At 64.3% G+C, this 13,040-nt stretch carries 14 protein-coding genes; 8 read left to right on the top strand and 6 right to left on the bottom strand.

Going from position 1 to position 13,040, the window contains the following annotated elements; genetic code table 11:
- Positions 1–24: 24 nt before the first annotated feature.
- Positions 25–909, bottom strand: a complete 885-nt coding sequence (locus tag BB28_RS21970) for an SDR family NAD(P)-dependent oxidoreductase (protein WP_052740322.1) — start codon at positions 907–909, stop codon at positions 25–27.
- 59 nt (positions 910–968) lie between these two features.
- On the opposite strand from BB28_RS21970, the gene BB28_RS21975 reads away from it, so the two are divergent.
- Positions 969–2,024: a ferredoxin--NADP reductase gene (locus BB28_RS21975; RefSeq protein WP_046256075.1), complete on the top strand. Its 1,056-nt coding sequence runs from the start codon at positions 969–971 to the stop codon at positions 2,022–2,024.
- A 17-nt stretch (positions 2,025–2,041) separates the two neighbouring features.
- Here BB28_RS21975 and BB28_RS21980 read toward each other — a convergent pair whose 3' ends face one another.
- The 4 genes from BB28_RS21980 to BB28_RS21995 all read right to left on the bottom strand — a co-directional run bounded on the left by BB28_RS21980 (position 2,042) and on the right by BB28_RS21995 (position 6,962).
- Positions 2,042–3,925 carry an acetoacetate--CoA ligase gene (locus BB28_RS21980; protein WP_046255048.1) on the bottom strand — a complete coding sequence of 628 codons (1,884 nt, stop codon included), beginning with the start codon at positions 3,923–3,925 and terminating at the stop codon, positions 2,042–2,044.
- Positions 3,915–5,555: an AMP-binding protein gene (locus BB28_RS21985; protein ID WP_046255049.1), complete on the bottom strand. Its 1,641-nt coding sequence runs from the start codon at positions 5,553–5,555 to the stop codon at positions 3,915–3,917. The genes BB28_RS21980 and BB28_RS21985 overlap by 11 nt, the downstream gene beginning before the upstream one ends.
- 91 nt (positions 5,556–5,646) lie before the next feature.
- Positions 5,647–6,474, bottom strand: a complete 828-nt coding sequence (locus BB28_RS21990) for an HpcH/HpaI aldolase/citrate lyase family protein (protein ID WP_046255050.1) — start codon at positions 6,472–6,474, stop codon at positions 5,647–5,649.
- Entirely contained in the window at positions 6,471–6,962 is a 492-nt protein-coding gene (locus tag BB28_RS21995) for a MaoC family dehydratase (RefSeq protein ID WP_046256076.1), read from the bottom strand. The genes BB28_RS21990 and BB28_RS21995 overlap by 4 nt, the downstream gene beginning before the upstream one ends.
- A gap of 142 nt (positions 6,963–7,104) precedes the next feature.
- On the opposite strand from BB28_RS21995, the gene BB28_RS22000 reads away from it, so the two are divergent.
- A complete protein-coding gene (locus tag BB28_RS22000; protein ID WP_046255051.1) occupies positions 7,105–7,884 on the top strand; it encodes an IclR family transcriptional regulator in 780 nt (259 codons plus the stop codon).
- Here the strand turns inward: BB28_RS22000 and BB28_RS22005 are convergent.
- The gene (locus tag BB28_RS22005; RefSeq protein ID WP_046255052.1) at positions 7,881–8,756 is read right to left on the bottom strand and encodes a LysR family transcriptional regulator ArgP; all 876 of its coding nucleotides are present in this window, start codon (positions 8,754–8,756) and stop codon (positions 7,881–7,883) included. The two genes, BB28_RS22000 and BB28_RS22005, sit on opposite strands and share 4 nt — an antisense overlap.
- A 71-nt stretch (positions 8,757–8,827) precedes the next feature.
- On the opposite strand from BB28_RS22005, the gene BB28_RS22010 reads away from it, so the two are divergent.
- The 6 genes from BB28_RS22010 to BB28_RS22035 all read left to right on the top strand — a co-directional run bounded on the left by BB28_RS22010 (position 8,828) and on the right by BB28_RS22035 (position 13,037).
- Complete coding sequence (locus BB28_RS22010; protein ID WP_081252312.1) at positions 8,828–9,421, top strand: LysE/ArgO family amino acid transporter; 594 nt, start codon at positions 8,828–8,830, stop codon at positions 9,419–9,421.
- A gap of 67 nt (positions 9,422–9,488) precedes the next feature.
- Entirely contained in the window at positions 9,489–9,956 is a 468-nt protein-coding gene (locus BB28_RS22015; protein WP_046255053.1) for a DUF4334 domain-containing protein, read from the top strand.
- Entirely contained in the window at positions 9,953–11,020 is a 1,068-nt protein-coding gene (locus BB28_RS22020) for an NAD(P)-dependent alcohol dehydrogenase (RefSeq protein ID WP_046255054.1), read from the top strand. Before BB28_RS22015 ends, BB28_RS22020 begins: the two co-directional genes overlap by 4 nt.
- Before the next feature lie 41 nt (positions 11,021–11,061).
- Positions 11,062–11,604 carry a TetR/AcrR family transcriptional regulator gene (locus tag BB28_RS22025; protein ID WP_191985279.1) on the top strand — a complete coding sequence of 181 codons (543 nt, stop codon included), beginning with the start codon at positions 11,062–11,064 and terminating at the stop codon, positions 11,602–11,604.
- A gap of 60 nt (positions 11,605–11,664) precedes the next feature.
- A complete protein-coding gene (locus BB28_RS22030) occupies positions 11,665–12,645 on the top strand; it encodes an ABC transporter substrate-binding protein (RefSeq protein WP_081252417.1) in 981 nt (326 codons plus the stop codon).
- Positions 12,645–13,037: a hypothetical protein gene (locus BB28_RS22035; RefSeq protein ID WP_046255056.1), complete on the top strand. Its 393-nt coding sequence runs from the start codon at positions 12,645–12,647 to the stop codon at positions 13,035–13,037. The genes BB28_RS22030 and BB28_RS22035 overlap by 1 nt, the downstream gene beginning before the upstream one ends.
- Positions 13,038–13,040: the final 3 nt, after the last annotated feature.

Here is a 13,040-nt window from a genome sequence, read left to right on the forward strand (position 1 = left end):
CTTTCAGTCAGGTAAATACGAAGTTCAGCGAGTGGGAAGAAGGCGGCCAAGCAAGCCCGCGACGCGCGCGTGTAGCACGGGGAAATGCCGTTTGAAGTGCCAGATGACCTTCGCGTCGAACTGCGGGACCACATACAGGCGGCCCTGGTCATGTGCGTCGAGGGTGCTCACAGCCACCCTCTCCGGGGAAAAACCGGTGAGCTCGATGAGCCGGTCGACCAAGCCCGAGGTGCCGATCTCCACCCCGGTGAGGCGAGCGTCCTTGAAGATGTTCGTTTTGACGACGGTGGGGCACAGCACGGTCACGTTGATATCGGTGCCGCTCAGCTCGGCAGCGAGGGTTTCCGACAGAGACATGACCCCGGCCTTGGACACGTTGTACGAGGCCATCGAGGGACCTGCCGCGAACCCCGCAGCGGAGGCGACGTTGATGATTCCGCCGCGGCCGGCCGCACGGAGCAATGGCGTGAACAGTTCGCAGCCGTAGATGACGCCCCACAGGTTGATACCCAGCGCCCACTTCCAGTCGTCCATGCCGATCTCGCCGACCGGCTTACCGCCGATTCCGACGCCCGCATTGTTGATCACCAGCGTGGGCGGCCCCGCGAACACCTCCTGCGCCTCGAAGACCAGCTTCTCCACCTCATCTCGCGATGAGACATCGCAGGTCACCGCATGTGCGCAGCCCGCAGACAGCCGGTCTATCTCGGCCACGGTCTCCGCGACCCGTTCGGCGTTGATGTCCGCGCAGATCACGTGACCGCCACGGCGGGCCAGTTCAAGAGCGAAAGCACGCCCGATACCACTGCCCGCGCCGGTGACCACTGCCTTTGAGTTCACAGAGATCGGCGGGCGTCTGAAGACGTCAAGGAGCCCCATGAGGAAATAGAACAACAGCAACTGTGCCATTTGTCAATGGCACAGTGCATGATGACAATGAGGCGTACACCACTCCGGAAGGAACTCGCATGACGACGCACGCGTCCACCGCCCCCAGCGCATACGCACTGGAGGTGCTCGAAGTCATCGCCGAAACTCCCGATGCGGTCTCCATCGTGTTCGCCGCGCCGCACGACGCCCGGGCAGACTTCGCCTACAAATCCGGACAGTTCCTCACGCTGCGCGTACCGGCCGGCACGGACTCCGTATCTCGGTGCTACTCGCTCTCGAGCGCACCCGGCCTCGACGAACATCTGAAGGTCACCGTCAAACGCACATCCGGCGGCCATGCCTCGAACTGGCTGTGCGATAACGCTCGCGCCGGAATGACGCTCGAATCACTGCGCCCTGCAGGGGCATTCACCATGCGTGACACCGTGGCAGTTCCGGTGTTCGTGGCCGCGGGCAGCGGCATCACGCCGATCATGTCCATGATCCGGACGGTGCTCTCCCACTCCGTACAGAATGCGGTCCTTGTCTACGCCAACCGAGACCGCGAATCGGTGATCTTCGAGGCCGAGCTGGCGGCACTGCAGTCGAAATACGGGAGCCGCCTGGCGATCGTGCACTGGATCGAGGCGGAGGCCGGTCTGCCGACCCCGGACGGCCTGCGCGCGCTGCTGCCCACCCCAGTCCCCGGCACTGCCGCATATCTCTGTGGCCCAGCCCCTTTCATGGATGTAGCGGCGGCCGCACTAGGCGATACCGGACTGGCCCGAGAGAACATCCATCGTGAGGTCTTCGTGTCGCTGAGCACCGATGCCTTCGCCGCGGCACCAGTTGTCGCGACCGCACCGACCGATCCCGATGCGGTGAGCGCCACCGTCGAGATCGAGGGCGACACCCACCAGATCAGCTGGCCGAAAACACAGATCCTTCTGGATGTGCTCCTCGGCCTCGGCATCGATGCGCCCTACGTCTGCCGCGAGGGGAACTGCGGTGGTTGCTCCTACACCCTTCGCGAGGGTGAAGTAACCATGCAGGTCAACGACATCCTCGACGACCACGAGATCCGCCACGGCGTGCGGCTGGCGTGCCAGTCACTGCCGCAGTCGGACACATTGACCATCGCCTTCGACCGCTAGCAGAAGCTTTGGTGCCGCTACCAGCGGTGACCGCTCCCCTGCTCCCGGTACCAGTCGACCAGATGGGGATTGTCGATCGAACGCGGATCCAATGACACGTCAACGCGTCCGGCGAGCACACCACAGATGGGGACCTCGAGCTTCTTGCCGGTTCGGGTGTGCGGGATTCCCGGCGCCTCGATCACCTCGTCGGGGACATGCCGCGGCGACAACCGGGCCCGGATCTCCCGCGCGATCCGGGCACCCAGGTCGGCATCGAAGGTGTGCCCCGGCGCCATCGTGACGAACAGCGGCATCCAATACGCGCCACCGGGCCCGTCGACACCGAGGACGAATGCCTCCGCGATCTCGTCCATGGACTCCACGACCTCGTAGATGTCCGCCGAGCCCATCCGGATTCCGTTGCGGTTCAGGGTGGCGTCACTGCGTCCATGGATGACCAGCGATCCGTGCTCGGTGACGGTGACCCAGTCACCATGGCGCCAGACCCCGGGGTGTGGGCCATCGGCCCATTCATGCTCGAAATAGGCAGCCCGATAACGTGATCCATCGGGATCATCCCAGAATCGGATGGGCATGCAGGGCATGGGTTGCAGGATCACCATTTCGCCTACCTCACCGACGAGGGACCGGCGATCGGGTGACCAACTGTGCAGGTCCACCCCCAGGTAGCGGGCGGGCAACTCGCCGGGATGCGCGGGCACTCCCGGGGTACCGCCGGCGAAGGCGGTGCACACGTCGGTACCTCCCGACAGGGACGACACCGTGACCCCGACATGCGAACCCACCCAATCGAACAGGTCCGGCGAGAGCGGAGATCCGCTGCTTCCCAAAGTCTTCAGTGCACTGAGGTCATGCTCGGCCGACGGCTCCAGTTTCGCCTTCTTGGCTGCCTGCAGGTGTCCGGGACTGGTCCCGAAGTAGCTCACCGCTTCGGTACCCAGCAGCTCCCACAGCCGATCCGTGTTGGGATACAGCGGATGTCCGCTGTAACAGACCACGGTGGCGCCGACCAGCAGCCCGCTCAACCGGAAGTTCCACATCATCCACGACAACGCCGTCTGCCAGAAGAACACCTCGCCCGGGCCCAGATCGCAGTGCAGCCCCACCCCCTTGAGATGCTCCAGCAGCATGCCTCCGTGGCCGTGCACAATCCCCTTGGGCTTGCCGGTGGTGCCCGAGCTGAACAAGACCCAGATCGGATGATCGAATGGCACCATTTCGACCACGGGATCTTGGCTGCCCATAGGTAATTCGACCATCAGCGCCGGGGTGCCGGGCAACAGGCGATGCAGTTCGGCGGTGTCGGCTGCCTTGTCCATCCAGCGACCGTTGTACTGGTATCCGGGGCCGGAGATGAGCACCTTGGGATTGAGCTGACCGAGCCGTGCCGCCGCCCCTTCGGGGGCGTAGTCCTGGCCGCATCCCGCCCATACGGCACCCACCGCCGCGGTGGCCAGGAAGGCGACCATCGCATCGGGCACATCCGGCAGGTACGCGGCCACACAATCACCGCGGCCGACCCCCAGCCGACGCAGCTCTGCGGCCACCGCACCGATCCTGCCGGGCAGCTCACCCCAGCTGATCGCGATGCGCCCGCCCGCCTCATCCACGCCCACGATGGCGTCCCCAACGAGATGTGCGTGACGCAGCATCGGGCTCACATAGTTGAGCTCGGTGCCCGGAAACCATTGCGCCCCCGGCATCACCGAACCGGACAGCACGCCGTCATCACCGTCACGCAGCCCGCGTCCCGGAACATCGAAGAACTCCCACAATGCGCGCCAAAACTGTGGCACGGAATCAACGGACCAGCGCCACACCTCGGCATAGTCCTTCAGTGACAGCCCGTACCGTTGCGAGACCTGGTCGACGAACCGCTCGTATGCGTCACTCCCCATGCGCCCGGCCCGGCTCGCGCAACCCCAGAAGTTCGATCGCCTGCGCCCGCATATCAACCTTGCGCACTTTCCCGGTCACGGTCATGGGAAAGCTCTCGACCACGTGCACGTAGCGCGGAATCTTGTAGTGGGCAAGGCGTCCCGTGGCGAAGGCGCGTACAGCGGCGACATCCAAGGCCGTACGGTCCGTCCGCATCCGTACCCACGCGCACAATTCTTCGCCGTACTTCTCGTCGGGCACCCCGACGACCTGGACGTCCTCGATGTCGGGATGGGTGAGCAGAAACTCTTCGATCTCGCGCGGATAGATGTTTTCGCCACCACGGATCACCATGTCCTTGATTCGCCCAATGATGGTGCAGTAGCCATCCTCTCGCATCACTGCCAGGTCCCCGCTATGCATCCATCCGTCGGCGTCAATCACCTCACGGGTGTACTCGTCGTTGTTCCAGTAACCGAGCATCACCGAGTAGCCGCGTGTGCACAGCTCACCAGAGTGCCCGCGCTCCACCGTTTCCCCGGTCCCTGGGTCCACAACCTTGATCTCAACATGCGGGTGCGCACGCCCGACTGTCGCGGTGCGGCGATCGAGGTCGTCATCGAAGAGCGTCTGGCAGGAGACGGGTGATGTCTCGGTCATGCCATATGCGATCGCCACCTCTGCCATGTGCAGATCGTCTATGCACCGTTTCATCACGTCGACGGGACACACCGAACCCGCCATGACTCCCGTCCGCAATGAGGACAGGTCGCGCCGCGTGACATCGGGCTGGTTAAGCATGGCGATGAACATGGTGGGCACCCCGTACACCCCCACACAACGCTCACGTTCGATCGCCTCGAGCGTGCGCGCCGCATCGAATCCCGGCGACGGGACCACGATGGTGGCGCCGTGCGTCGTGCATCCGAGATTGCCCATGACCATTCCAAAGCAGTGATAGAAGGGCACCGGGACGCACAGCCGATCGCCGGCTTTCAGGTGAATCGACTCGGTCACGAAGTATCCGTTGTTGACCACGTTGCGGTGCGACAGCGTCGCACCCTTCGGATAACCCGTTGTTCCCGAGGTGTACTGGATGTTGATGGGATCGGTGTTGGACAGCTGCGACATCCGGATTCGCACTGCCTCCTCGGAAACCCGCCCTGCTCCCGTAATCAGATCCGCCCAGCCGGAGGTGCCGATGAACAACACGTCCAGCAGCGAGGGCACCTCCGGGCGCACCTGTTCCACCATCGTGACGTAATCGGAGGACTTGAACGCCGTGGCGCAGACCAGCGTGCGAACACCCGACTGATTGAGGGCATAGGCCAGCTCATGGGTTCGGTAGGCCGGATTGATGTTGACCAGTATCGCGCCGATCTTTGCGGTCGCGTACTGCACCAGAACCCATTCGGGACAGTTCGGCGCCCAGATCCCCACCCGGTCCCCTGCCGCGATTCCGAGTGACATCAGGCCGCGTGCAACGCGATTGATGTCGGCGTCGAGCTCCCGGTATGTCCATCTGCGTCCACCCGCGACATCGACGAGAGCCTCCACATCGGGATAGGCGCCGGCGATGCGTTCGAAGTTCTCCCCAATCGTCTCCTCGATGATCGGGGACGTCGACGACCCGGCGTCATAGGACTTCATCGTCTCGCTTTCACCACATAGACCGAACTCGAATGTAACGACTCATCCCAGCCTGCACCTGGCGTTTCCGTGCGTCGTCGCCGGGCGCTTCTCACCCGGGCCTCCGGCCAGTCGCCGTGTTCAGTTGGATGATTCGCTCCGCCCGCCGGAGAACCGGCGCATCAACCATGGCGCCCTCGAACTGGAAGACACCGCGTTCCCGGTCCGCCTGCTCAAGCACACCGTGCGCCCAACGCACCCGCTCGGCGGCCGGCCGGTACGCCGCGCGAATGACGCCTACCTGCGTGGGATGGATCGCCACCTTGGCATCGAATCCGACGGCCACGGCGTCATCTGCTTCCGCGCGCAGACCTTCGAGCCCCGTGATGTCGAGGTACACCGAATCAAGAGCCATCCGGCCAAATGCCTTTGCCGCCAATAAGGTTTGCGAGCGCACATGCTGCGCCACATCGCGATAGCGGCCGTCGGGCCAACGGTTGTTGGTGCCCCACGTCGCGGCAAAGAGATCCTCGGCACCCCACATCGCCGCGACAACGTTCTCGGGCCGTACCAATTCCGCGACATTGAGGGCTCCCAGTGGAGTCTCGACGAGAACCACCACACGTAACGGTGCCAGCGCCGCGACGTGATCCGCGTGTTCACTCTTGGCCAGCATTACGGTGGTGTACTCGGTCCGGGCGAGCGCCTCGACGTCCAGCCCGTGATCGGCGGTGTTGGCCGGGTTGAGACGGACCACGGTGCGACCGGGATCCAGCGGGGTACTGATCAGGGCGTCGCGGGCGGCAGAACGATCGGCGGCCGCAACCCCGTCCTCAAGATCGAGAATCACCACATCTGCTGCTGCGGCGGCCTTTTCGAAGCGTTCGGGGCGATCAGCCGGGCAGAAGAGCCAGCCCGGCCCGGCATCAAGAAATGTCATGGCTGCTGCCGTCCGGGCCGCTTGCGCACCATGGTCTTTCGCGAAGCCGTTGCCACCACGTCGCCGTGCTGATTTCTGCCGGTGTGCGCGAAGGCGACAATGCCCTCACCCGGACGGCTCTTGGATTCGCGCTTGTCGATCACCTCTGACTCCGCATACAGCGTGTCACCGTGGAACAGCGGCTTGGGAAAGGCGATGTCGGAGAAGCCCAGATTCCCGACGATGGTGCCCTGAGTCAGTTGGGCGACCGACAACCCAACCAACGTCGAGAGAGTGAACATCGAGTTCACCAGCCGCTGATTGAACGGCGGCAGTGCCTCCGAGAACGCCGCATCGAGATGCAATGCCTGGGTGTTCATGGTCAGCGTGGTGAACAGAACGTTGTCGGCCTCGGTGATCGTCCGCCCCGGTCGGTGCACGTACAGCACATCGGGCTCGAATTCCTCGAACCACAGACCGCGCTGCTCGACGATCTGTTTGTCGCCCACAACCACCTCCAAGCCCAACCCGGGCGTCCACTTGCTGGCACACCGGGCGCACCGACACTTTGGATGAAAACCCAGTTGTACGGCAAGGATGGCGCAGAAAGTTCTCACCCGATGAACACACTTGGGCTTGAACGTCCACTCAATGGACACGTATCGTGAGCAGGTGACCGAGGCACCCAGCGTGGTACGCCGCACCGCGGCCCTGCTGCGCGCCGTCTCGGCAGATACCGGAACGGGCGTCAGCACCACAGAACTCGCTCGCCGCACCGACATCCCGCGGGCCACCGCGCACCGGCTGCTGGAATCGCTCGCCACCGAGGGGCTGGTGGAGCGCGATACCCGCTCCGGCCAGTGGTTCCTGGGCCCAGAGATCTACGTGCTCGGCGCTACTTCAGCTCCCCGGTACAACATCACGGAGAAGGCTGCCGCCGACGTGGCGGCACTGGCACGGGAAACCGGCGAGAGCGCGTTCTTCTCACTACGCCGCGGCGATCACACCGTCGTGTTGCTCAGCGAGGACGGCGATTTCCCGATCCGGTCACACGTGCTGTACGAGGGCGCCCGTTTCCCGCTCGGAATCGTCTCATCCGGAATGGCCGTCCTGGCTTACCTTCCGGACGACGCGATCCACGCCTACTTGAACAGAGCCGACCTACAGTCGGAGTGGGGCAACGGTTTTAGCATCGATGCCGTCTGGGAGCGTATCGGCGCCACCCGACAAGCCGGCTGGTCCCTCAACCCCGGCCAGTTGGTCGAGGGGTCCTGGGGCATGGCCGCCGCCGTGTTCGACGCCAACCACAACCCCATCGGTGCGCTCACCTTGACCGGCATCGAGGCACGGTTCAACGCCGAACGTCAGCCGGTGCTCGGACAGCTCTTGCTGCGGCACGCGCATCGGCTCAGCCGTGCCGTACGCCGCTAGGGTCCGCGACGCAGAACCGAGGACGACTCGCGGACCGCGGAGGTGATCGCATGCAATGTCGAGGATTCGAATTTCCAGTGCTGCCAATACAACGGCACATCGAGATACCGCCCCGGCGCCAGATCGACGAGGCCTCCGTGATCCAACTGCTCGAGCATCATCCCCCAACCCAGCCCCACCCGCAGCGCCTCGGTGTTTCCACTCGTCGTGGGCACGTAGTGCTCCGGGACAGCAACATCGCGACGAAAGAGCTTGCGCAAGAACTGGTCCTGGAGAGCATCACGCCTGTCCCACCGCATCATCGGTGCCCGCCGCACGGCCTCGATCCCAGAGCCGAGCAGCCCGCTGGGAAGGTAACGCGCGACGTACCCCGGTGACGCCATACCGAAGTACCGCATGGAGCCAAGCGGTTCGGAGCGACATCCGGCGATGGGTTTCGGTTCTGTGGTCACCGCCGCCATCACGACTCCCGCCCGGAGGAGCTCTGCCGAATGGTCCTGGTCCTCAACGCGGATGTCGATGAGCACACCGTCGGGGATTCGCGCCAACACCGACCCCATCCAGGTTTCGAATGAGTCGGCGTTTACCGCGATCGCGACCCGTATCGGGGATCCATCGACTCCCATCTCGCGCAGCGCCTCACGCTCCAGGGTACCGACCTGGGCTGCCAGCCGCATCAGCGATGCGCCCGCATCGGTTGCCACACAAGGCTTCTCGCGGCGAACCAGCACCTGGCCCACAGATTGCTCCAGGGCCTTGACGCGTTGACTTACCGCCGAGGGGGTGATGACGAGCCGCCGGGCAGCGGCATCGAAGCTGCCCTCCTCGATGACGGCAGCGAAGGCGACCAACTGCTGCGAGTTCAAACTCACATTAGGAACTCTAATGCAGAGTAAGAATCATTAGCTATACTACATCGTTTTCTCGCCTTAGCGTCGATGTTGTGACCGTCCTCTTCCTCGGCTTTCTGACCGGAATGTCCCTCATTGCCGCCATCGGCGCCCAGAACGCCTTCGTGCTCAGACAAGGGATTCGCAGTGAATACGTGCTGCCGGTGGTCGCCGTGTGCATCACCGGCGACTTTCTGCTCATCGCCGCGGGCATCGGTGGCCTCGGTGGCCTGATCGCGGCCACGCCGAGTCTGCTCACCGTGGCCAAGGTGGGCGGTGCCGCGTTTCTCATCTGCTACGGGTTATTGGCCGCCCGCCGCGCATTACGGCCCGGCACTCTGGTTCCCGCCGAATCCAATCCGGCACGCCTCGGCGCGGTGCTGATGACCGCACTGGCCATCACCTTCCTGAATCCGCACGTCTATCTCGACACCGTGGTGCTGCTCGGCTCACTCGCCAACGCACACCAAGACGCACGCTGGCTGTTCGGCGCGGGCGCCCTGATCGCAAGTGTCGTCTGGTTCGTCGGGCTCGGCTTCGGCGCCCGGTATCTCGCGGGGCTGTTCCAGCGTCCGGGAACCTGGCGTGCACTCGACGCCGTCATCGCCGTCGTGATGATCGCGCTGGGCCTCTCATTGGTCGCCTGATCACCCTTGCCGAACCATTTGGTTCGGTGTTAGCGTCCTTCCCGAACCAACTGACTTGGGAGAGACAATGGATGTCGACAAAGCCCGCACCCGCTTCGCCGAACTTCGAGGCCACCGGGACGTCAGTCCCGCCGACCTCGACGAGATTTGGGCCGCGCTCGACACCGTCCGACCCGAAGACATGCTCGGCAGCTGGAAGGGCGACGAGTTCCACACCGGACACAAGATGAACGGCCAGCTGGCCGCCGCCCGCTGGTACGGCAAGATCTTCACATCCATCAACGACGTAGAGCCGATCGTCTGTTACGACGACGACGGAAAGTTGTTCTCCAACAACGATTTGAGTCTGGGTGGTGCAACCCTGTGGGATATCGAGTTCCGCGGAGAGGTCACCGGCACCATGGTGTACGACGGACAGCCCACTTTTGATCACTTCAAGTGGGTCGACGAGAACACACTGATGGGCATCATGAACGGCAAGCGTCAGCGCGCCAGCGGCAACTACCTCTACTTCATCCTCGAACGCGATCAGTGAAAGTCACTGCAGCCCTGAGCCGATCGGCCGATTCTTCATTCACACTCGAAGACGTCGAACTCGAGGAGCCGCGCTCCGATGAGGTGCTCGTCAAGATTCACGCCACCGGCGTGTGCCACACCGACCTGACCTTCACATCACAGGTACCGATCCCGGCGGTGCTGGGCCATGAGGGTGCGGGGGTCGTCCAGGCGGTAGGCCCTGAGGTCACCGGCATCCGGCCAGGAGACCGTGTGGTGTTGAGCTACCGCAGCTGCGGCCAGTGCCGGCAGTGCGATGCGGGTGAGCGGGCCTACTGCTCCCGCGCCGCCCGGCTCAACCTCTCGGGTACCCGGCTCGACGGTACGACGACACTGTCCCAGAACGGGAACGCACTGTTCGGCTCGTTCTTCGGACAGTCAAGCTTCGCCCAATACGCACTCGCCACCGCCGACAACACCGTCGTGGTGGACCCCTCCACGGACCTCACGACCGCCGCGCCCCTGGGCTGCGGCCTGCAGACCGGTGCCGGTGCGGTGCTCAATGTGCTTACACCTGAAACAGATTCGCGCCTCGTGGTGTTCGGCGCGGGCGGTGTCGGCCTCGCCGCGGTGATGGCCGCCAAGGCGGTCGGCGTGCAGACGATCATCGCCGTGGACCCTGTCGCCTCACGACGAGACAAGGCCGTCGAATTGGGCGCGACCCATACCGTCGACCCCACAACCCAGGACGTGACGACCATCGCACGCGGGGCCACCCATGCCCTGGACACCACGGCCAACCCCGATGTCATCGCCACCGCGCTCGGCTTGCTGCGGCAGCGCGGCGTACTGGTTCTGGTCGGGCTGGGCGCCTCGCGCGGAACAATCGATCTCACCGATCTGATGTTCGGCGGCAAGGTGATCCGCGGATGCATCGAGGGCGACGCGAATCCTCTGGAGTTCATTCCGGAACTGCTGAGGATGCACGCGCAGGGCCGCTTCCCGATCGAATCGCTGATACGCACCTACCCGGCGCGTGATATCGATCGAGCCGTCGCGGACGCGCGATCGGGAATCGCGATCAAACCGGTGCTGCTCTGGTGAGCGCCATGCGAGCGGCCGGGCAGGCCACCCACGACCGGATCATGGCGGCCGCCAAGGCCGAGTTCACCGAGTACGGCTTCGCCGGCGCGCGGCTCAACCGAATTGCCACCAATGCGAACGCAAGTAAGGAACGGCTGTACAGCTACTTTGAGAGCAAGGAGCAGCTGTTTGAAGCCGTTGTGGCGCAATGGATCAATGATGCGCCATACAAGGTGCCGCTGCGCGCCGACGATGTGCCGGGCTACGTCGCGGGCCTCTTCGACAACATCGTCGCCGACCCCCAGGGCGCACGGTTGCAGCGCTGGATCGAGCTGGAAGCCCCCGACGGAATGTTCGACAACCACGTACTGCGCCGCATCTTCCAGGCGAAACTCGACGAGGTGCGCCGGGGCCAGCAGTGCGGGCTCATCGACCCGGCGTGGGACCCGACATGTCTGCTCATGATGCTGATCGATATCGCCTACTCGATGGCGGCTAGCGGATTCGGTATCGACCGGATTGTCGGCGAACCGCTCGGCGACGACGTGCTCGCGGACCGCCGCACCGCAGCCGCCGAGGCGGCACGCCGGCTGGTGGCCCGTTAACGAACATCGCCGCACCCCCTGAGTGCATGTGCCAGCTACTCTCGATATGTGCCGTCCGCGATATTGACCCGCCGCGGGTTTCTCGCTGCCGGTGCCACGCTCGCCGCGGGCACCGCGCTGGCTGCCTGCACCAAGGACTCTCCTCCCACCTCCGAGCGCAACGGCGTCGCCGTCATCAAGCACGCGTTCGGCACCACCGAAGTCAAGACTCCGCCACAGCGCATCGTCAGTGCCGGGTACACCGAGCATGACTACCTGCTGGCGCTGGGCATCGTCCCTATCGCGGTCACCGAGTGGTACGGCGGATTCCCCTTCGCCACCTGGCCGTGGGCCACCGATCGCCTGGGCGCGGCCACACCCGAGGTGCTCACCCTTACCGACGGCCTGATGGTCGACAAGATCGCATCCCTGAAACCCGACCTCATCCTGGCCACCAACGCCGGGCTGGATCAGGACAGCTACAACAAGTTGTCCGGTATCGCACCGACCATCGCGCAGTCGGGTAAGTACGCGTTCTTCGAGCCGTGGAAGGACCAGGCCAAGGCCATCGGGCAGGCCGTGTTCAAGCCGTCGGAGATGGACGCCGTGATGCAGGCCGTCGACAGCAGATTCGCTTCGGCCACGTCCGCGCACCCCAGCTTCAAGGATAAGAAGGTCATCTACCTGCAGGGTGAACTGCTCGACGGACAGGCCATCGCGTACCGATCCGGACCGCGCACCGGATTCCTCAGCACTCTCGGGTTGGTCATTCCCACCGAGTTGGAGAGCTACGGCAAGGCCGACCAGCTTGCCCATCTTCCGGCGGATCAGCTTGCCAGCGTGCTCGGGCAGGCCGATGTGCTGCTGTGGAGCACCGAATCCGATGAGCAGAGCACCGCACTGCAGGCAGATCCGGTGATCACCAAGCTGGGCTCCTCGCTGCTGAACCGCAGCATTTTCACCAGCAAGGAGTTGGCCGGCGCCATCAACTTCAGCTCGCCGCTGAGTCTGACCTACGTGGCGGACAACCTGGTCCCCCAGCTGGCCCGAGTACTGGGGTGATGAACTACCCACCCGCCCGACCGGCCCAGCCGTATTGGGCTGATGTTGTGATTCGCGTAGTCGGCGGCATCGTGGGCGCCATAGCTCTTGGTGTCTTCGCACTGGGTGCATACATGGTGTTGTCGACCCGGCTGTCGTCGAATCCGTTCGCCGACCCGCACGGCTACGGGCTGATCATCGGAATGGTGCTCGCCCTGCCCTGCGGACTGCTGGCCTCAGGCACCTTGCCGTTGGCGCTCCCCCGCGCACAATGGCTCCGCGCCTTCACCGTCTGCTTTGTCGTGTATCTCGCGTCAGCGGCATTGTTGATCTACTCGGCCGCCACCATGCCCAACCGCCCTCCGCCCTGCGCGACAAATCCACCCGCGCCGCACTGCACGCACGCACCCTAGACT

This window comes from Mycobacteroides chelonae CCUG 47445, assembly GCF_001632805.1.
Taxonomy (GTDB): domain Bacteria; phylum Actinomycetota; class Actinomycetes; order Mycobacteriales; family Mycobacteriaceae; genus Mycobacterium; species Mycobacterium chelonae.

Bases quoted from the DNA above. Each gene is read 5' to 3' on its own strand.
- BB28_RS21970 (WP_052740322.1), bottom strand. From the start codon at position 909: ATGGCACAGTTGCTGTTGTTCTATTTCCTCATGGGGCTCCTTGACGTC.
- BB28_RS21975 (WP_046256075.1), top strand. From the start codon at position 969: ATGACGACGCACGCGTCCACCGCCCCCAGCGCATACGCACTGGAGGTG.
- BB28_RS21980 (WP_046255048.1), bottom strand. From the start codon at position 3,925: ATGGGGAGTGACGCATACGAGCGGTTCGTCGACCAGGTCTCGCAACGG.
- BB28_RS21985 (WP_046255049.1), bottom strand. From the start codon at position 5,555: ATGAAGTCCTATGACGCCGGGTCGTCGACGTCCCCGATCATCGAGGAG.
- BB28_RS21990 (WP_046255050.1), bottom strand. From the start codon at position 6,474: ATGACATTTCTTGATGCCGGGCCGGGCTGGCTCTTCTGCCCGGCTGAT.
- BB28_RS22000 (WP_046255051.1), top strand. From the start codon at position 7,105: ATGGACACGTATCGTGAGCAGGTGACCGAGGCACCCAGCGTGGTACGC.
- BB28_RS22015 (WP_046255053.1), top strand. From the start codon at position 9,489: ATGGATGTCGACAAAGCCCGCACCCGCTTCGCCGAACTTCGAGGCCAC.
- BB28_RS22025 (WP_191985279.1), top strand. From the start codon at position 11,062: ATGGCGGCCGCCAAGGCCGAGTTCACCGAGTACGGCTTCGCCGGCGCG.
- BB28_RS22035 (WP_046255056.1), top strand. From the start codon at position 12,645: ATGAACTACCCACCCGCCCGACCGGCCCAGCCGTATTGGGCTGATGTT.